Annotated in this window: 16 protein-coding genes; 7 read left to right on the top strand and 9 right to left on the bottom strand. The window is 41.5% G+C overall.

Annotated elements, in window-relative coordinates; all coding sequences use genetic code 11:
- Window positions 1–3 precede the first annotated feature (3 nt).
- Window positions 4–1,881, top strand: coding sequence for a pyruvate dehydrogenase complex dihydrolipoyllysine-residue acetyltransferase (aceF, locus tag AACW90_RS06375; RefSeq protein WP_390232387.1), 1,878 nt, complete (start codon window positions 4–6; stop codon window positions 1,879–1,881).
- 269 nt (window positions 1,882–2,150) lie between these two features.
- Complete coding sequence (gene lpdA, locus AACW90_RS06370) at window positions 2,151–3,575, top strand: dihydrolipoyl dehydrogenase (RefSeq protein WP_390232384.1); 1,425 nt, start codon at window positions 2,151–2,153, stop codon at window positions 3,573–3,575.
- A 105-nt stretch (window positions 3,576–3,680) separates the two neighbouring features.
- Here lpdA and AACW90_RS06365 read toward each other — a convergent pair whose 3' ends face one another.
- Window positions 3,681–4,292 (bottom strand): TetR family transcriptional regulator, encoded by a 612-nt coding sequence (locus AACW90_RS06365; protein ID WP_390232381.1) that lies wholly within the window; start codon window positions 4,290–4,292, stop codon window positions 3,681–3,683.
- A gap of 343 nt (window positions 4,293–4,635) precedes the next feature.
- Between AACW90_RS06365 and hpt the strand changes: the two genes are divergently transcribed.
- Window positions 4,636–5,166 carry a hypoxanthine phosphoribosyltransferase gene (hpt, locus tag AACW90_RS06360; protein ID WP_195704255.1) on the top strand — a complete coding sequence of 177 codons (531 nt, stop codon included), beginning with the start codon at window positions 4,636–4,638 and terminating at the stop codon, window positions 5,164–5,166.
- A gap of 92 nt (window positions 5,167–5,258) precedes the next feature.
- Here hpt and can read toward each other — a convergent pair whose 3' ends face one another.
- Window positions 5,259–5,915, bottom strand: coding sequence for a carbonate dehydratase (gene can, locus AACW90_RS06355; protein WP_195704254.1), 657 nt, complete (start codon window positions 5,913–5,915; stop codon window positions 5,259–5,261).
- A gap of 261 nt (window positions 5,916–6,176) precedes the next feature.
- Here can and AACW90_RS06350 point away from each other — a divergent pair, with 261 nt between their 5' ends.
- Together AACW90_RS06350 and AACW90_RS06345 are read left to right on the top strand one after the other, a co-directional pair.
- A complete protein-coding gene (locus AACW90_RS06350) occupies window positions 6,177–7,094 on the top strand; it encodes an ABC transporter ATP-binding protein (protein ID WP_390232376.1) in 918 nt (305 codons plus the stop codon).
- 6 nt (window positions 7,095–7,100) lie between these two features.
- The gene (locus AACW90_RS06345; protein ID WP_195704252.1) at window positions 7,101–7,871 is read left to right on the top strand and encodes an ABC transporter permease; all 771 of its coding nucleotides are present in this window, start codon (window positions 7,101–7,103) and stop codon (window positions 7,869–7,871) included.
- A 120-nt stretch (window positions 7,872–7,991) separates the two neighbouring features.
- Here the strand turns inward: AACW90_RS06345 and panC are convergent, their stop codons facing one another.
- The 7 genes from panC to sfsA form a co-directional block, all read right to left on the bottom strand.
- Complete coding sequence (panC, locus tag AACW90_RS06340; protein WP_390232373.1) at window positions 7,992–8,864, bottom strand: pantoate--beta-alanine ligase; 873 nt, start codon at window positions 8,862–8,864, stop codon at window positions 7,992–7,994.
- Window positions 8,865–8,875: 11 nt separating this feature from the next.
- A complete protein-coding gene (gene panB / locus AACW90_RS06335) occupies window positions 8,876–9,670 on the bottom strand; it encodes a 3-methyl-2-oxobutanoate hydroxymethyltransferase (RefSeq protein WP_390232370.1) in 795 nt (264 codons plus the stop codon).
- A gap of 29 nt (window positions 9,671–9,699) precedes the next feature.
- Complete coding sequence (folK, locus tag AACW90_RS06330; RefSeq protein ID WP_390232367.1) at window positions 9,700–10,182, bottom strand: 2-amino-4-hydroxy-6-hydroxymethyldihydropteridine diphosphokinase; 483 nt, start codon at window positions 10,180–10,182, stop codon at window positions 9,700–9,702.
- Window positions 10,182–11,492 carry a polynucleotide adenylyltransferase PcnB gene (gene pcnB / locus AACW90_RS06325; RefSeq protein WP_390232884.1) on the bottom strand — a complete coding sequence of 437 codons (1,311 nt, stop codon included), beginning with the start codon at window positions 11,490–11,492 and terminating at the stop codon, window positions 10,182–10,184. Before pcnB ends, folK begins: the two co-directional genes overlap by 1 nt.
- A 136-nt stretch (window positions 11,493–11,628) precedes the next feature.
- Window positions 11,629–12,519, bottom strand: coding sequence for a tRNA glutamyl-Q(34) synthetase GluQRS (gene gluQRS / locus AACW90_RS06320; protein WP_390232364.1), 891 nt, complete (start codon window positions 12,517–12,519; stop codon window positions 11,629–11,631).
- 62 nt (window positions 12,520–12,581) lie between these two features.
- Window positions 12,582–13,025 (bottom strand): RNA polymerase-binding protein DksA, encoded by a 444-nt coding sequence (dksA, locus tag AACW90_RS06315; protein WP_195704247.1) that lies wholly within the window; start codon window positions 13,023–13,025, stop codon window positions 12,582–12,584.
- Window positions 13,026–13,161: 136 nt separating this feature from the next.
- On the bottom strand, window positions 13,162–13,869 hold the full coding sequence (sfsA, locus tag AACW90_RS06310) for a DNA/RNA nuclease SfsA (protein ID WP_390232882.1): 708 nt from the start codon (window positions 13,867–13,869) through the stop codon (window positions 13,162–13,164).
- A 55-nt stretch (window positions 13,870–13,924) separates the two neighbouring features.
- Here sfsA and hrpB point away from each other — a divergent pair, with 55 nt between their 5' ends.
- The gene (gene hrpB / locus AACW90_RS06305; protein ID WP_390232360.1) at window positions 13,925–16,390 is read left to right on the top strand and encodes an ATP-dependent helicase HrpB; all 2,466 of its coding nucleotides are present in this window, start codon (window positions 13,925–13,927) and stop codon (window positions 16,388–16,390) included.
- Entirely contained in the window at window positions 16,387–18,780 is a 2,394-nt protein-coding gene (gene mrcB / locus AACW90_RS06300; protein ID WP_390232357.1) for a penicillin-binding protein 1B, read from the top strand. The genes hrpB and mrcB overlap by 4 nt, the downstream gene beginning before the upstream one ends.
- Window positions 18,781–18,814 lie beyond the last annotated feature (34 nt).

The raw sequence follows: 18,814 nt of genomic DNA, 5'->3' as shown, positions 1-18,814 counted from the left end.
ATAATGGCAATCGAAATTAATGTACCGGATATAGGTGCGGATGAGGTTGAAGTTACTGAGATTCTTGTCAGCGTAGGCGACAAGGTTGAAGAAGAACAATCCCTTATCAGCGTTGAAGGTGACAAAGCTTCAATGGAAGTTCCTGCGTCACAAGCGGGAATTGTAAAAGAGATTAGAGTTGCTGAAGGCGACAAGGTAACGACGGGCGCATTGATCATGATCTTTGAAGCCGCTGAGAATGTAGCAGTATCAGCTCCGGTTCCAGCACCTGAAGTAGCCTCAACGGCACCTGCAGTCGTCTCTCTAAAAGAGATCATCGTACCGGATATCGGTGGTGATGAAGTTGAAGTCACTGAAATAATGGTTGCTGTCGGCGATGTTATCGATGAAGAGCAATCACTTATTACTGTTGAAGGCGATAAAGCGTCAATGGAAGTACCTGCTCCATTCTCTGGTACGTTGAAAGACATCAAGATAACTGAAGGTGACAAAGTTACCACGGGTTCACTTATCATGGTCTTTGAAGTGACAGAAGGCGGGGCGGCGCCAGTTGCCACAATAGCGCCGACTGAATCAGTGCAAGCTGTCGCTGAGCTTAAAGAGATCACGGTACCCGATATTGGTGGTGATGAAGTTGAAGTCACTGAGATAATGGTGGCAGTAGGTGATGCTATTGAAGAAGAGCAATCACTCATTACTGTTGAGGGCGATAAAGCCTCAATGGAAGTTCCTGCCCCGTTTGCTGGTGTTTTGAAAGAAATCAAGATCACAGAAGGCGATAAAGTTACTTCTGGTTCTTTGATTATGATATTTGAAACGATGTCTGCAGGCACGCCAATAGCCGCAGTAACTGCAGCCGCGCCTTCAGTATCCGTTCCAGCAACGAAACCAGAAACACCTAAAGCCGCTGCATCAAAAGCGCCAACAACAGGTGAGTTTGAGGTCAATAATGACTATTCGCATGCGTCTCCCGTGGTTCGTCGTATCGCACGTGAATTCGGTGTTAATCTAGCGAAAGTTAAGGGAACGGGTCGTAAGAGTCGTATCCTCAAAGAAGATGTGCAAAGCTACGTTAAAGAAGCGTTGAAGCGTCTTGAATCTGGTGCCGCCGCTGCAGGTAAAGGCGATGGTAGTGCACTTGGCTTACTTCCTTGGCCGAAGATTGATTTTAGTAAGTTTGGTGATATCGAAACTAAACCGCTATCGCGAATTCAGAAAATTTCTGGTGCGAATCTTCACCGTAACTGGGTAATGATTCCGCATGTTACGCAGTGGGATAATGCTGATATCACTGAACTAGAGAAATTCCGTAAAGAGCAAAACGCAGTAGAAGCGAAGAAAGATTCGGGTGTTAAGATTACGCCTCTTGTGTTTATTATGAAGGCGGTTGCAAAAGCGCTTGAAGCATTCCCGACATTTAACTCTTCATTGAGTGAAGATGGTGAAAGCTTAATACTGAAGAAATACGTCAATGTAGGTATTGCGGTTGATACGCCAAATGGTTTAGTTGTTCCGGTATTTAAAGACGTGAATAAGAAAGGCATTTATGAGCTTTCTGACGAGTTAATGGCGGTATCGAAGAAGGCGCGTACGGGCAAACTTACTGCTGCGGATATGCAAGGTGGTTGTTTCACCATTTCAAGTTTAGGTGGTATCGGCGGAACAGCGTTCACTCCAATAGTGAATGCGCCTGAAGTCGCTATTTTAGGCGTATCTAAGTCTGAGATGAAGCCTGTTTGGAACGGTCAAGACTTTGTACCGCGCTTACAATTACCTTTATCGCTCTCCTACGATCACCGAGTGGTTGACGGGGCAGAAGGTGCTCGATTCATTACTTATCTAAATGGTTGTCTGTCTGATATCCGTCGATTAGTACTATAGTAGAAATGAAAGGTGGCAATGTAGCCACCTTTCTTGTTTTATAATTTCATATCATTCTGGTTAGTTTCGAGTATGGTATTTATAAATTAACGACAATAATTTCATTGATACGGCATTGCTGTTAATGGAATTGTTGTACAGCTCACAGGCTAAATGGAATTTCTTTTCACTTCGTTAACAAGTTTGTAAACTGTTGAGGTCTGAAAGAAAAAGAAGTTAACAATTATCGACTTTTAGCCTGTTAGGGATAATGACTACAAGAGGTCACAATGAGCAAAGAAATTAAAGCCCAAGTCGTCGTACTTGGTGCCGGTCCTGGTGGATACTCCGCTGCATTCCGTTGTGCAGACTTAGGTTTGGAAACCGTACTTATCGAGCGTTATAGCACACTAGGTGGTGTATGTCTGAATGTTGGGTGTATTCCATCAAAAGCATTGCTGCACGTCGCGAAAGTAATCGAAGAAGCTAAAGCCCTAGCTGAACACGGTATCGTGTTTGGTGAGCCACAAACTGATATAGATAAAATACGTCTGTGGAAAGACAAAGTGGTTGGACAGCTAACCAACGGTATCGCTGGTATGGCTAAAATGCGCAAGGTTACGGTTGTTAATGGTTACGGAAAGTTTACCGGCCCGAACTCTATTGAGGTTGACGGTGCAGACGGTAAAACAACGGTAAACTTTGACAACGCAATTGTTGCCGCTGGCTCTCGTCCAATTAAGCTGCCGTTTATTCCACATGAAGATCCACGTATTTGGGATTCTACGGATGCTCTAGAGCTGAAAGAAGTACCTGGAAAACTACTCATTATGGGCGGTGGTATCATTGGCCTAGAAATGGGTACGGCATATCATTCTTTAGGTTCTAAGATCGACGTTGTAGAAATGTTTGATCAACTTATTCCTGCTGCGGATAAAGATATCGTCAAGGTGTACACCAAACGAATCAAAAACAAATTCAATTTGATGTTGGAAACTAAAGTAACAGCAGTTGAAGCGAAAGAAGATGGTATATACGTGACGATGGAAGGCAAAAAAGCGCCTGTGGAACCAGAGCGTTATGATGCTGTACTCGTTGCGATTGGTCGAGTACCCAATGGTAAGCTTCTTGATGCGGAGAAAGCGGGTTTGGAAGTAGATGACCGTGGCTTTATTAATGTTGATAAGCAGATGCGTACAAACGTACCTCATATCCATGCTATTGGCGATATTGTAGGCCAACCAATGCTTGCTCACAAAGGTGTGCATGAAGGGCATGTTGCTGCAGAAGTTATTTCTGGTAAGAAACATTACTTTGATCCTAAGGTCATCCCTTCCATTGCTTATACAGAACCTGAGGTTGCTTGGGTTGGTAAAACCGAAAAAGAAGCAAAAGAAGAAGGAATAAATTACGAAGTAGCCTCTTTCCCTTGGACTGCCTCGGGTCGTGCAATTGCATCTGATTGTTCAGATGGTATGACTAAACTTATTTTTGATAAAGTATCTCATCGCGTGATTGGTGGCGCTATTGTTGGTACTAATGGTGGCGAGCTATTAGGTGAAATAGGTCTAGCAATCGAGATGGGTTGTGATGCTGAAGATATTGCATTAACTATTCACGCACACCCAACCTTACATGAATCTGTAGGGCTTGCTGCGGAAGTGTTTGAAGGTACAATTACCGATCTTCCAAACAGAAAAGCGAAGAAGAAGTAACTATATTTTCTTGAAAAAAACCGCCTTTATTGGCGGTTTTTTATTGTCATAAAAAAGCGATGGTGGCCCATCGCTTTTTGTTTATTGCCAATTAACGTTATTATTTTAGTCTTCTTTATAGATACAAAGCATATTTAAAAAACTATCGGTGAACTGCTCAAGATGCTGTTTATCATTGTTTCGATTCGCTTCTAAATAGATAGCATAACAGATGGCGTGGAACATTTTAGCCAGGTTTTCAGGGCTTTGATTTTCGCATATTTCTCCACGTTCAATAGACTGAGAAAACATATTTTCTACTAATAGCCGACTGTTTTTATTAAGAGAAACATAAAGCGGCCACACTTCATCGCGAGCGGATGCACTCCACTCAAACCACACTTTTAACCAGTGCTCATTTTGTAATACCAGTTCACACATATTATCTGCTGTGTTTTTAAGATTTTCCTTAGCATGTAAAGAAGTATCTATATTCTCATTGAGAAAAGCAGAAAACTGACGAACAACATGGTGTAATACCTCGTCGACGAGATCTTCTCTTGTAGGGAAGTAATTGAAAACCGTAGCAACTGAAACTTGTGCAATTTCAGCTATATCGGCGTGGCCACCACGGCCTATACCACGACGGGCAAAAACGTCTAATGCAATATCCATTAATTGCAATTTACGTTTTTGCGGGGACAAACGAGTCCGAGGATGTTTCTTTATCATGTCCATAACGGGTTTACCTTGCCAAATCGTTGATTATCTAATTTATACTTATTATGATGTTTATATTGCTTAATGAGTGTACAAGTGCATATAAATGCGGTCAATTTATACAGTTAACAATTATGTCACTAATTTGAGATTCCCCCACAAAACGGAATGAAATCTTATATTTCATTTACATTAGTGATGTAAATGTTATTAGTGATAGTCGGGTTAGAACTTATAGAGATAAGCCGGAGATCATCACTAGAACTAAGTTAGCAACCACCACTAGAGTAATGTTAGAATACGGCAAGATTTTTAGTGGTATATTTAGCGTTTATAGCTTAACCAGATAATTGAGAAGAGAATGAAACATACAGTTGAAGTGATGATCTCTGAAGAAGAGGTTCGGCAGCGAGTCCAAGAACTTGGTAAGCAGATTACGGAACATTATGGAGATTCCGAAAACCTAGTAATGGTTGGACTCTTAAGAGGCTCTTTCGTTTTTATGGCCGATCTTGCGCGAGCAATTAAGATCAACCACTCAGTTGATTTTATGACAGCCTCAAGCTACGGAAACACGATGGAAAGTTCTCGTGATGTACGTATCTTAAAAGATTTAGATGATGATATTAAAGGTAAGGATGTACTGCTGGTTGAAGATATTATCGATACTGGCAATACATTGAGTAAAGTGTGCGAAATATTGTCGATACGTGAGCCTAATTCAATTGAGATTTGTACGTTATTGGACAAACCTTCACGTAGAGAAGTGGATGTGTCGGTTAAATGGATAGGGTTTGCGATACCAGACGAGTTTGTTGTTGGTGTCGGTATCGATTATGCACAAAAGTATCGTCACCTACCTTACATTGGTAAAGTAGTACCTCAAGAATAAATCCAAAAAGGAGCGCATTTATGGGCTCCTTTTTATTCGGGTATTTTTCAGCCTATAGCGTTTTTATTGAGTTATAGACCGGAAAATATTGGCTATATTTCACCGTGGCTAGTCAGTTTAGATATTGCACCTTGGTAGGCAATTTCTAAGGATTCTCTGCTGTGGCTTCGCATACCTAGATCTTTTAGCTTTCCATCATCGATACCATAAATGACACCGTGAAGATCTATCTGCTGACCTCTCTCCCAAGCGTTTTGCAATATGGTTGAATTGCCCAAGTTATACACTTGCTCGGCTACATTGACCTCACAAAGTTTGTTTCCCCACTGCTCTCGTGGATATTCGCCTAACCAATTGCGGTGTTTAAGGTAGATATCTCGAACGTGTAGTATCCAATTGTTAATAAGACCTAATGGTGTGTTGTCTATGGATGCGTTGACGCCACCGCAACCGTAGTGACCACAAACGATAACATGTTTTACTTTTAATACATCGACAGCGTACTGAACGACCGAAAGGCAGTTTAGATCGGTATGAATTACCTGATTTGCAACATTACGGTGAACAAAAAGCTCGCCGGAATCTAATCCTGTCAGTAATTCTGCAGGCACACGACTATCCGAACACCCAATCCATAGATAATCTGGACTTTGTCTTTCTACTAATTTAGTGAAATATTCAGGACTCTCTGAGGTCATCCGATTTGACCATTCAGCATTTTTTTCAAATAGTTCTTTTATATGTGGCATTTATGTTCCCTCTGTATTTTACATACTATACACATGCTACTGAATTGGTTCCCATAATAGTTAATGCTTTTTTACATTTTAACTACTGGTAAGAGTAGTTGTTGGCATTCAATAGTCGATTTCACACAAGGCACGTTTATTTAGATGATTCTAATAAATAAATGTTGTTTTTATATGGATTAGCCCCCATTTAGTTTTACTGTCACTCTGTATTTATCGTCTCCATACGAAGCTGTAAGGCCACTAAATAAGATCATAACTATGTACGCACTAGAAATAAAAGATTTGAGAAAGACCTATTCAGGCGGTTTTGAAGCGCTGAAAGGTATCAGTTTACGGGTCAAAAAAGGCGATTTTTACGCGCTTTTAGGTCCTAATGGAGCGGGTAAGTCCACAACTATTGGTATTATCTCTTCTTTAGTAAACAAGACATCTGGGGAGGTAAAGGTTTTTGGCAACAATATGGACACTCACCTAGAGCAAGCAAAACAACACCTCGGTCTTGTACCGCAAGAATTTAATTTTAATCAGTTTGAAACCGTTGAGCAGATAGTTATACAGCAAGCGGGTTACTATGGTGTGTCAAAAGAATTAGCCAAAGATAGAGCAAAGAAGTGCCTTACCCAACTTGATCTTTGGGAAAAACGGTCTGAGCGAGCACGTAACCTTTCTGGTGGTATGAAACGACGTTTAATGATCGCCCGTGCTCTGATGCATGAACCAAAACTGCTTATTTTAGATGAGCCTACCGCGGGTGTGGACATAGAATTACGTCGTTCTATGTGGCATTTTCTTAAAAAAATAAATGCGGAAGGAATCACGATTATACTGACTACTCACTACTTAGAAGAAGCGGAGATGTTGTGCCGAAATATCGGCATTATTAATCGTGGTGAGTTAATCGAAAATACAACAATGAAGGAGTTGCTCAACAAGCTGGATGTTGAAACGTTTATTCTTGATTTGGATGAAGGCAGTTCTAAACCTGAGCTTACTGGTGTGAATTCTATGACTCATCATAATGACTCTCTAGAAATTGAGATAGACAAGACGCAAGGTTTGAATTTTGTCTTTAGTCAATTAACTGAGCAAGGTATCAATGTTTTATCGATGCGAAACAAAGCGAACCGATTAGAAGAGCTATTTGTGAGTATTGTTCGAGAACAGAGCGGGAAATAATTAATTATGTATCAAATTTACTGGACAGCTTTTAAGAGCTTATTATCGAAAGAGATTAATCGCTTTATGCGTATCTGGGTACAAACGCTCGTACCACCAGCGATTACAATGACACTCTACTTCATCATTTTTGGCAATCTCATTGGTTCTCGAATTGGAGAGATGAATGGTTTCAGCTATATGGAATATATCGTTCCTGGTTTGATCATGATGTCGGTTATCACCAACTCATATTCTAATGTTGCCTCTTCTTTTTATAGTTCCAAATTCCAAAAGAATATCGAAGAGTTGCTGGTGGCTCCTGTCCCTAATTACGTCATTATTATCGGCTTTGTTATGGGGGGGGTGACTAGAGGACTAGCGGTAGGCGCGATTGTTACGGTTGTCTCTTTATTCTTTGTCGACTTGCAGGTCGAGCATTGGGGGATCATTATTGCGACAGTCTTTATGACGTCTGTTGTCTTTTCTTTGGGTGGCTTAATTAACGCTATCTTTGCCAAAACCTTTGATGATATATCGATAATCCCAACGTTTATTCTGACACCTCTAACTTATTTAGGTGGTGTATTTTATTCGATCAATTTGTTGCCAGAATTTTGGCAAGGGGTCTCAAAAATTAACCCCATTGTATATATGGTTAATGCCTTTAGATATGGTTTCTTGGGTGTGTCTGACGTAGGGATTGTGACCTCTTTTACCGTACTTATTGCTTTTGTCGTTGCGTTGTACGCTATAGCTCATTACTTAGTAACAAAAGGTATTGGGCTTAGATCTTAGGGTGTCGGGTACGTATTGGATACAAAAATAGCTATCAGTGATTGCTGATAGCTATTTTTATTTATCGATATTGGTAATAGAAACGACGAAATAAAATACAATTTGAACGCATCATTGGTATTACTCTTGTTCTTTTTCTTCCGCAACTAACTCAAGTACCTGATTATCAATTAATCTTGCTTTACCTAAGAAAGCAGATATCAATATAACGGCCTGAGATGTCTCTTCACCAACAACCAAAAGCGATTTCGCATCACGAATGAATATTTCATCTGGGTGTAGACCTGCTGCTCTTAGTTGGTCTTCTGCATCTTCAATGACTGAATCGTAATCGTGTCTGCCTCCTCGAATTTGGCTGCTTATCCAACGCATTGTTCTTGCTAATACAGGAGCACGCTGACGTTCGTCCATAGTGAGAAGTGCGTTGCGAGAACTCATCGCTAAACCATCTAATTCTCTAACGGTCTGCACACCGATAATCTCGGTGCCCAAGCAAAGGTCTTCGGTCATCTGTTTAATAACAGCAAGTTGTTGGAAATCTTTATCACCAAAACAGGCAAAATCGGGCCTAACGACATTAAATAACTTGGTTACTATCGTGGCCACACCGCGGAAGTGACCGGGACGAGAAACACCTTCAAGCATATGTGATAACTTAGGTACTTCGACAAAGGTTTGTTTATCTAAGCCCTCTGGATACATTACTTCAGGGGTTGGTGTAAACACGAGTTCGACACTCTCGCCATTCAGTTTACTTAAGTCCTTGTCTAAAGTGCGAGGATAATTATTTAGATCGTCTGCTCGTTCAAACTGCATTGGGTTAACAAAAATGCTCACCACAACAACATCAGCATATTCCTTTGCTTTACGTACTAGCGTTAAGTGCCCTTCATGAAGGTTGCCCATTGTAGGGACAAAGGCAATAGTTCTACCGTCACGTTTCAGAAGAGTAATTTGCTCTCGAAGAGAGGAAATATCTGAGATTGTTTGCATTATATTATTCCTCAAGCGATGGTGTGGTCAGAACCAGGGAAAGTACCATCTTGTACTTCTGAGATATAGAGAGAAACCGCTTTACGGATGTCTCCTGTTTCAGCTAAGAAGTTTTTAGAGAACTTAGGCATATAATTAGCGGAAATACCGAACATATCGTGCATTACCAAAATTTGGCCGTCTGTATCGCTTCCCGCACCAATGCCGATAACAGGTACGTCAACGGCTTGGGTGATTCTTTTTGCTAGTTCGGCAGGTACACACTCTAAAAGAACAATTTGAGCGCCTGCTTCTTGCATTGAAATAGCATCACGAACCATTTGGTCCGCCTTTTTTTGATCTCTACCCTGAACTTTATAGCCACCAAAAATATTGACAGATTGTGGTGTTAATCCCAAATGAGCGCATACAGGAACGGCACGGTCGGTTAGAAATTTAACCGTATCAACTAACCAGTCGCCACCCTCTAACTTCACCATGTTAGCGCCGGCTTGCATTAACTTTGCAGCATTTCGACCCGCTTGTTCATGCGTTGCATAACTCATAAATGGCATGTCGGTCATCAGTAGGCTGTTTGGGCTTCCTGCACGCACACTACGGGTATGATAAGCCATATCTTCTATGGTGACAGGTAAGGTATTATTCTGCCCTTGGAGTACCATCCCCAAAGAGTCACCAACGAGCAGTACGGGTATTTCTTGTTGTTCAAAAAGTTGAGAAAAGCTTGCATCATATGCCGTTGATGAAGCAAATTTACGACCCTCCCTTTTCCAAGTGATCAGATCGTTAATAGTGATTTTTTTCATGTGTAATCCTTTTCAGATGGAATGGACTATTATTGCCAAACATTTAGGCCATTTCTATCTACTTGAAGTAGTAGATTTGATAGCTCGGTTCCATCTGGAAGCTTCAAATTTGGTGCAATTTCTGCGAGCGGGTAGAGAACAAATTCTCTCACTTTCATTCCATAATGAGGAACGACAAGGCGCTCGGAATTTATCGTTGAGTTGCCATAAAGTAGAATGTCTAAATCTAAGGTACGGGATCCCCAGCGTTCGTCTTTACGCTCACGACCATGCTCTAACTCAATCGCTTGTGTTGCGTTAAGTAGTTGTATGGGCGTCAATTCTGTTTTTATCGCTACAACAGCATTAATATAGTCGGGCTGATTTTGTGGTCCCATCGGGGCACTATTATACAGTGATGATGCCAGTATAAATTGGGTCTTTGGCAAATTTTTCAATGCTTCTATTGCATTTTTTGTCTGATTGACAGGATCATTTAGATTGCTGCCAATCGCAATATAGACCGTTATCATTACTCTGGTTTGCTTTTCTTGTTGCGATAGTTCTTACGGCGACGAAAGCTTGGTTTGTCGTCTCCTAAATCGTTACTCATTGCTTGACGCGTATTTCGTCCGGAGTTTTGGTAGGTCTGCCACCATTTAGCGAGTTCTTTTGCCTCACCCTGTTCGACTTCACCACGCATCTCTAAAAAGTCAAACCCTGCACGGAACTTGTTAAGTTCCATAAGGCGTGTCGCTCTCTTACCGCTTCTTCTTGGTAGCCTTAATTGAAGCTGCCAAATTTCTCTGATAGTTGCGGTGTGTCTTCTTGGTATCGCAATATTCTTTACTTGTTGATCCAATACGACATTGCTTGCTTCCATAATGGCATCGTAATACGCGAGGCCTTTTTCTTCCATCATCTGACGTGCGACTCGGTTAAGTGGATACCAAAGTAGGGCGGCAAACATAAAGGCAGGGTTAATTCGTTTACCTTCATTGATTCGCTTGTCTGTCGAGTCTAGAACAAGTTCAATCATGTGCTCAGTTTCTGAGTCACCTTCGTCAGTAAATTCTTCAGCAACAAGTGGAAAGAGCGCTTTAAAGAGATCGTAATCTCTCATTAATAAATAGGTTTCGAAACCTTGTCCAGATTGAAGGAGCTTAAGTGATTCTTCAAAAAGGCGAGCAGATGGAATGTCTTCGAGCAAATAGGCTAGATCGAGGATAGGATCTGCGGTTGTCTCGCAAATATCCATATCTAATTTGGCAGCGAAACGCACGGCTCTCAGCATTCGAACAGGATCTTCACGGTATCGAGTTTCAGGGTCTCCGATAAGACGGATCAATCCATCATCGAGATCTTCTTTACCACCGGCGAAATCTTGAATACTGAAGTCAGCAATACTGTAATACATGGCATTGATTGTAAAATCTCGACGCTCTGCATCTTCTTCAATGGTCCCGTATACATTATCTCGGAGTAACATGCCCTCGTCAGATTGCGCGGAGACATTCTTAGCTGGCTCTTGATGATGCCCACGAAATGTTGCGACCTCGATAATTTCGCGGCCAAACATAATATGAGCTAAGCGAAATCTTCGACCAATCAGGCGGCAGTTTTTAAATAATGCGCGAATCTCTTCTGGAGTGGCATTTGTGGCAATGTCAAAGTCTTTTGGTTTATGACCTAAAAGTAAATCTCTTACCCCACCACCAACTAAGAATGCATCAAATCCAGCATTGTTAAGGCGATAGAGCACCTTTAATGCACTGTCACTAATGTCTTTACGGGAAACTCCGTGCTCATTTCGATTGATAATGTTCAGCTTGATTTCTCCAATATATTATTTGTTAGTTGGATGGTTTTGTCTGCCAATAGTTATATATTTCATTGTTTTCCAGTTGGCATTTATAGTCAAATTAAGCAATTCTAATTTGAATTTCATGTGCTAATGCCAAAACGGTGCTAATAATAGCCTACGGAGCACCATTTGAGAATGGTGTTGTGATCTTGATCTCCGGTGACAGTTCGTTAATTGACCAGTTTGAGCATCCCCATGTCAAAATATCATCCAATGTTGCCTCTTGAATCTCTTGAGGAATAACAAAACCTAAAAATTGCATTGCCTGAATAAGAGTAGGCTTTGGTTGTTGCAAATTAATGGCTTTCGCATGATTTTGTTTGGACAGTTTATGCCCAAATGCATCAATCGCCAATGGTAGATGAAAATAACTAATTGGCGTCATGTTTAGAAGCCGATAAAGACCAATTTGACGTCCCGTTGGTTCGATGAGGTCTGAACCTCTAACTACTTCGGTTATACCTTGTGCTATGTCATCGAGCACAACCGCTAAATTATATGCAAATAATCCGTCTCGGCGCTTGATTATGAAGTCTTCAGAAGCTAACGCATCAGGGATATTTATCTTACCTCGAACAGAATCGATAAAATACGTTATTGGGTTATCCACTCGTATTCGTATAGCGCAGTCTTTCTGGGTGGTTATTTTTTTGTCCCGGCAGGTTCCAAGATAAAAACCACCTTGAACCTTAATCTGTTTTCTACTGCATTGGCAATAATAGGCCTGCCCAGTGACTAACCATTCGTCAATCTTTTGTTGATATGCGTTGTGACGTTGACTCTGATACATCACATCGCCATCCCAATAGAGATGGTATGCTTCGAGTGTCTTTAGGATATGGGTGGCGGCTCCAGGTATTTCTCTTGGTGGATCGAGATCTTCCATTCTAACCAACCATGTTCCGCTGTTCGACTTGGCTTGAAAATAACTACCAAGAGCCGCAACAAGTGATCCAAAATGTAACGGGCCTGAAGGTGATGGAGCGAAACGACCTATATAGCTCATAATTAACTCGGTGTAGTAAAAGAAAAAGGGAGCCAAGGCTCCCTTCAGTTTTTACTCTTAGATTAACCTTGCATCTGTCTTTCTTTCATTTCCGCAAGGGTTTTACAATCGATACAAAGATCGGCTGTTGGGCGAGCCTCTAATCGACGAATACCGATTTCAACACCGCAAGACTCACAGAATCCAAAATCATCTTCTTCGATCTTATTGAGCGTCTTTTCAATTTTTTTGATTAAACGACGTTCACGATCTCGGTTACGTAATTCAAGACTGAATTCTTCTTCTTGTGAAGCTCTATCAACTGGATCTGGAAAGTTAGCTGCTTCATCCTGCATGTGGTGCACAGTCCGTTCAACTTCATCTCTAAGTTGGTCACGCCAAGCTCCTAAGATCTTGGAAAAATGATCCATCTGTTCTGGTGACATGTACTCTTCACCAGCTTTTTTTTGGTAAGGCTCAACGCCTGCAATGGCTAGGATGCCTAGCGCTTTTTTCTTTTCTGGCATACCACGTCTCCTACTTACACCAACATCAACTGACTTGTAGTTAATTTTAGGCGGGTATCTATAGCAGAAAGAAAAGCTGGAAGCAAATTAAGAAATTTCATAATTGCCTTCTGTGTGAGGTCTGCATCATTTTTTATTAATCGATAAACTCGATAGAGGAAACGAGGCGAATCTCACGGCTTGATAACTCTGCTTTATAACAGAGTATTTCAACACCAGCTTCTTTTGCTTGTTTTAGTAATTGTGAATAATTTGCATCTATATGGTGTGCAACGGACACTTTTTCAATGCCTGAATGTAAAACAGCAAAAAAAAGTACCGCCCTGTTACCACAATTAACCATTTCTGTGAGCTCACGCAGATGCTTCTGACCACGAGTTGTCACGGAATCAGGAAAGTACCCTTGTCCACTATTTTCTAGTAACGTGACGCTTTTGACTTCTACGTAACAAGGGGCTTTGCCCTGACCTTCAAGATAAATGTCTACACGGCTGTTTTCACTGCCATACTTAACTTCTGTATTCAATTTATCGTAGTCTAAAAGTTCCAAAATGACATTGCTATTGATTGCTTCAACCACAAGATTATTTGCTCTAGCGGTATTTACGCAGATATTTTCACCATTTGCGTTCTGACTGAGCTCCCAACTATTTGGATATTTTCGCTTCGGATTGTCAGAAGTTGAATACCAAATGGTATTGCCTGCGTCAGCACAGCCCGTCATCGCCCCAGTGTTTGCGCAGTGTATGGTACGAACTTCTCCTGATGGAAGTTCTATGTCAGCCAAAAAGCGCTTATAGCGTTTGATTAATGTGGCAGGTTCTAACTTAGGTTCAAAGTGCATCTTTTCACTGTTTTCATTACAATCTTGTTTAACTAGTAAATCATAAGGTTTCACCTTGCCACAACTACCAATTGAAACTGTTATCTCAGATCTGTTAACTCATGTCGAAAAGAGTGACCAAATCATCCTTAAAGCTCAACCGGGTGCAGGGAAGTCAACCTATTTCCCACTTCAGCTGATTAAACATAAGGTGATTAAAGGTAAAATAATCATGCTGGAACCTAGACGTCTAGCGGCGAGAAATATCGCTTATTTTTTAGCAAAGCAGCTTGGTGAAAAAGTAGGAGAACAAGTCGGGTTTCGTGTAAAAGGTGAAACAAAGGTGGGGGTGAATACCAAACTTGAAATAGTGACCGAAGGGGTAATGACTCGCATGCTTCAGTCTGACCCTGAGCTTTCAGGTGTCGATCTACTAATATTTGATGAGTTTCATGAAAGAAGTATCCATGCTGACACCTCTCTTGCTTTTGCATTAGAGGTGCAAGAGGCGTTAAGGGATGACCTTACCATTGTCGTGATGTCGGCAACGCTAGATCAACAGGCGTTACAAAGCCTCCTTCCTCGAGCTGCGTATATTGAATCTGACGGAAGAGGCTTTCCAATTCACTATCGTTATTCGCCACTGCGTGTCAACGAGCGCTTAATTCCGAGTATGACCAACGTCATTTTGCAGGCAGTGCGAAATGAACAAGGTTCCATTTTAGTTTTTCTTCCAAGTGTTGGAGCCATTAAGCAGTTGGCGTTAGAGCTTGGAACACTGGATGATAAAACGGAGGTCTATCCTCTTTACGGACGATTAACGTTTCAACAGCAAGAGCAGGCAATTGCGCCGAGCCCCAAGGGACACCGGAAAATTGTGCTCGCGACGAATATTGCCGAAACATCGTTAACAATTGAAGGTATACGTATCGTTATTGACTCAGGGCTCGAGAGAGTGGCTAGGTTTGATTTAAGGACTGGGGTTACGAAATTAGAAGAGGTTAAAATTGCACAATCTTCTGCTATACAAAGAGCGGGGAGAGCCGGCCGCCTTGAAGATGGTGTCTGTATTCGTTTATATAGCGAAGATCAATTCAAACAATTTGCTTTGGCACCAGAACCAGAGATACGGCATAGTGATCTTTCGTCGCTATGCTTGGAGTTAATCCAATGGGGAACCATAAAGGCAGATGAACTTCATTGGCTAGATACGCCTTTGACAACAAGCCTAGAACAAGGCTTTACGTTACTTGAAAAGCTAGGACTAGTGTCCGGTGCACGACAACTAACATCACTTGGGAAATCTGCTCAAAAACTCGGAATTGACCCCAGACTTGCTGCGATGTTAGTTAAAATACGCCAAATAAATGAGGCTTTGTTGTCTACGGCATTGGCTTTGATACCGATTGTAGAAGAGTCTACACAAGTGCATGTAGATATCGCTCAATCACTGTATGCGCTAAAGCATAAAAAAAATAGATCGCAAAGTGTCATTGAACGTAGAGCAAGGCAATTAGCTGAAAAAATGGGTACTAGTTTTTCACTACGTTGTATAAAAGAAGAGGAAGCTGGGCTCTGCCTAGCTCTGGCGTATCCAGATCGAATTGCTCAACATAGAAAAGGACAGGATGGACAGTTTTTGTTGGCTAATGGACATGGGGCCTCTATTGATGATTTGGAACCTTTATCTACAAACGAGTATGTTGTTGCCATTGACCTAATGCGAAGCTGGCAGGATGCGAGTAGGGTATTTTTAGCCGTAAATGTAAACATAGAAGAATTACATCAATTCAATCCATCCGTTTTCGATTCTATTGAATGTATAGATTGGGATGAGAATAAAGGGCAGCTTGTCGCCGAAAAGCAACTGAAACTAGGAAAGTTGATCATAAAAAAAGAAGTACTTCCGAAACCTAATGCAGAAAAAATGACACAAGCTCTACTTAATTTTGTTCGTCGAAAAGGACTTTCGTGTTTGAATTGGACACCGGCTAGTTTGGCTCTCTTAGAACGAATGCGTTGCGGTTCAGATTGGTTCAGTGAAAAATCGTGGCCTGACCTAACTGAACATGGCTTAGTCGAGCATTTGGAAAAATGGATAGAGCCATTTATGGTAGGTAAAGTGAGCGTAAAGAATCTTGAACGCATAGATCTCACTCAGGCCTTACTGACTTATCTTGGTTGGCCTTTGAATAAAGAGATTGATGGTTTATTGCCGATGTACTATCAGGTTCCAACAGGGAGCAATAAGAAAATAATTTATAAAGCAGGAGCAGAACCCATGGTCTCGGTTCGTATGCAGGAAGTGTTTGGTGAGAAAACATCACCACTTATTGCTGATGGGCGAAAACGGATAGTATTGGAATTGCTGTCACCAGCCCACCGCCCACTACAGATAACAGCAGATTTGGCTGGTTTTTGGATGGGAAGTTACAAAGAGGTGCAAAAAGAGATGAAGGGAAGATACCCTAAACACCCTTGGCCTGACGATCCTGCTAATCATATTGCGACAACAAAAACTAAACGACAGTTGAAGTCATGATAAATAAGAAAGAAACAGCTCCGATAAAAACATTAACGACGAAAAAAGTCGCACCGAAAAAGAAGGCGCCGACTAAGCGGCCTGTAGCGAAAAAATCGTCAAGTAAACGAGCCACTAAAGGAAAACCAACCAAACGAGGTTGGTTAAGAAATTTGTGGAGCTTAGCGTGGAAGGTCTCGGTTGCTGGTGGCGCAATCATTGTGTTTGTCGGCATCTACTTTGATTCTGTAGTAAAAGAGCGCTTCGAAGGACAACTTTTTGATCTGCCTACGGTTGTTTATGCTCGTGTTTTACATCTGTCTCCTGGGATGGAATTTAGCATTAAAGAGATGAAACAAGAGTTGGATGCGTTAGCTTATAAAAAGGTTCGAAACCCCAGGCATGCGGGGGAGTACTCTGCATCATCAACAAAAGTAGAAATGATTCGTCGCCCGTTTGATTTTGAAGACGGCCCTCAGCCAGATAGGCACGTGATGCTTCATTTTGACAATTTGGGGCTCAATCGAATTCAATCATTAGAGCAAAAAGGTGACCTTGGTTTTTTACGTATAGAACCGAAGATGCTTGGAATGTTAGAGAAAGAGGTGAGTGAAACTCGTCTCTATTTGAAACGCAATCAGTTCCCAGAATTTTTAGTTGATGCACTATTAACGACAGAGGATAGAGATTTTTATCAACACGATGGTGTATCGCCGACCTCCATCTTACGAGCTTTAGTGGCGAATGTTAAAGCTGGGCGAACAGTTCAAGGTGGTAGCACGTTAACCCAACAGTTAGCCAAAAACCTTTTTTTAACAAGAGAGAAAACGATTTGGCGGAAGGTTCGTGAAGCGTATATTGCACTAATTCTTGATTACCGTTATGACAAAGATAGGATATTGGAAGCGTATCTAAATGAGGTTTATCTAGGACAAAGTGGCGGGCTTGCAGTACACGGTTTTGGTTTGGCATCTCGTCTTTATTTTGGCGTTCCGGTACAAGAGCTCAGATATGACCAACTTGCTCTCCTTGTTGGCATGGTAAAAGGCCCATCTTACTATAATCCAATAAAAAACCCTGAGCGTGCTAAAAAGCGAAGAGACCTTGTCTTGAGACTGATGATGCAGCAGGATTATGTGACTGCTGGTCAATATAATCAAGCCGTTAGCCGTGATTTAGATATCCAAGATAATCCTAAAATAGCAAGTCGACAACCCGCTTATTTTCAACAACTCAAGAACGAACTAGCGGAAAAACTGGGAGGAGAGTTTACTACGTTCGCAGGGTTGACTCTATTTACTACCTTAGACCCTGTATCTCAAACTATGTTAGAGAAAGCGATTGAGAGAAAACTACCAGACTTGGAAAAGAAGAATGGAGTAGGACTTGAGGCGGCTGCTATTGCCGTTGACAGGAAAACGGGCGAAATTAGAGCAATGGTGGGAGGAAAAAGGACCGGTTATGACGGCTTTAATAGAGTGTTAAATGCGAGTCGACAAATTGGTTCCCTTGTAAAACCAGCGGTGTATTTAACCGCGTTATCATACCCAGATGAATATACTCTTGCGACCACGTTAAAAGATGAACCAATACAACTGAAAGGCAGTAAAGGAACGGTATGGAAACCGAAAAATTTCGATAACAAGTTCCGAGGTTCAGTCCCGCTCTATCAAGCCATGGCTAAATCGATTAATATTCCAACAGTGAGATTGGGACTTAAGTTAGGCATTCCTAATGTGACCGATACTTTGGAAGCGTTGGGCGTTGATAGAAAAGAGATTCGGCCCGTACCTTCTATGTTTTTAGGTTCATTTTCATTGACGCCTTATCAGGTCGCTCAGATGTACCAAACAATAACAAACTCTGGTCAGCGAGCACCGCTTAGTGCTTTGCGGGTAGTAAAAGATCTGAATGATGCGATACATTATCAGTCAATGCCAAGGAAACAGGTTACCGTTGATGAACAAGCCGCATGGTTAACAACCTATGTTATGAAGAAGGCCGTATTAGAAGGTACCGGAAGGTATCTGCAGAATCAGTTTAGTTGGGCAGGTTTAGCTGGAAAAACGGGCACAAGCAATGACAGTAGGGACAGTTGGTTTGTGGGTGTCGATGGCCGAGAAGTTGTGACTTTATGGGTAGGAAGGGACGATAATAAACCCACAAAACTGACGGGTTCTACTGGTGCGTTACGAGTATATAACGAGTATTTATCTTTCAGAATACCACAACGATTGCAGCTACCTTGGCCAAAAGGTGTGACGACAATGGGCTATGCTAAGAAGAAAAATGGCGGTCTAAAATTAGAGTGTGGGAATGAGTTCAAACTGCCCGTGTGGGATGCAAGTGGTACATTGAAAAAATCGTGTGAGAGCTCGCCTACACAGTGGTTAAAGAATCTTTTTGATTAACAATGGGATGCTTTATAGTCATTCTATTATCTGT

Origin of the sequence: Vibrio frigidus (assembly GCF_042465995.1) — a bacterium.
In the GTDB taxonomy this organism is placed as follows: Bacteria; Pseudomonadota; Gammaproteobacteria; order Enterobacterales; family Vibrionaceae; genus Vibrio.
The sequence above is the reverse complement of the archived record's forward strand: the minus strand, read 5'-3'. Positions and strand labels throughout refer to the sequence as shown.

What these genes read in the sequence shown, in the direction of transcription:
- sfsA (WP_390232882.1), bottom strand. Translation starts at nt 13,869, where the DNA reads ATGCACTTTGAACCTAAGTTAGAACCTGCCACATTAATCAAACGCTAT.
- hpt (WP_195704255.1), top strand. Translation starts at nt 4,636, where the DNA reads ATGAAACATACAGTTGAAGTGATGATCTCTGAAGAAGAGGTTCGGCAG.
- AACW90_RS06345 (WP_195704252.1), top strand. Translation starts at nt 7,101, where the DNA reads ATGTATCAAATTTACTGGACAGCTTTTAAGAGCTTATTATCGAAAGAG.
- mrcB (WP_390232357.1), top strand. Translation starts at nt 16,387, where the DNA reads ATGATAAATAAGAAAGAAACAGCTCCGATAAAAACATTAACGACGAAA.
- AACW90_RS06365 (WP_390232381.1), bottom strand. Translation starts at nt 4,292, where the DNA reads ATGGACATGATAAAGAAACATCCTCGGACTCGTTTGTCCCCGCAAAAA.
- gluQRS (WP_390232364.1), bottom strand. Translation starts at nt 12,519, where the DNA reads ATGAGCTATATAGGTCGTTTCGCTCCATCACCTTCAGGCCCGTTACAT.
- dksA (WP_195704247.1), bottom strand. Translation starts at nt 13,025, where the DNA reads ATGCCAGAAAAGAAAAAAGCGCTAGGCATCCTAGCCATTGCAGGCGTT.
- panC (WP_390232373.1), bottom strand. Translation starts at nt 8,864, where the DNA reads ATGCAAACAATCTCAGATATTTCCTCTCTTCGAGAGCAAATTACTCTT.
- AACW90_RS06350 (WP_390232376.1), top strand. Translation starts at nt 6,177, where the DNA reads ATGTACGCACTAGAAATAAAAGATTTGAGAAAGACCTATTCAGGCGGT.
- folK (WP_390232367.1), bottom strand. Translation starts at nt 10,182, where the DNA reads ATGATAACGGTCTATATTGCGATTGGCAGCAATCTAAATGATCCTGTC.
- lpdA (WP_390232384.1), top strand. Translation starts at nt 2,151, where the DNA reads ATGAGCAAAGAAATTAAAGCCCAAGTCGTCGTACTTGGTGCCGGTCCT.
- can (WP_195704254.1), bottom strand. Translation starts at nt 5,915, where the DNA reads ATGCCACATATAAAAGAACTATTTGAAAAAAATGCTGAATGGTCAAAT.
- panB (WP_390232370.1), bottom strand. Translation starts at nt 9,670, where the DNA reads ATGAAAAAAATCACTATTAACGATCTGATCACTTGGAAAAGGGAGGGT.
- aceF (WP_390232387.1), top strand. Translation starts at nt 4, where the DNA reads ATGGCAATCGAAATTAATGTACCGGATATAGGTGCGGATGAGGTTGAA.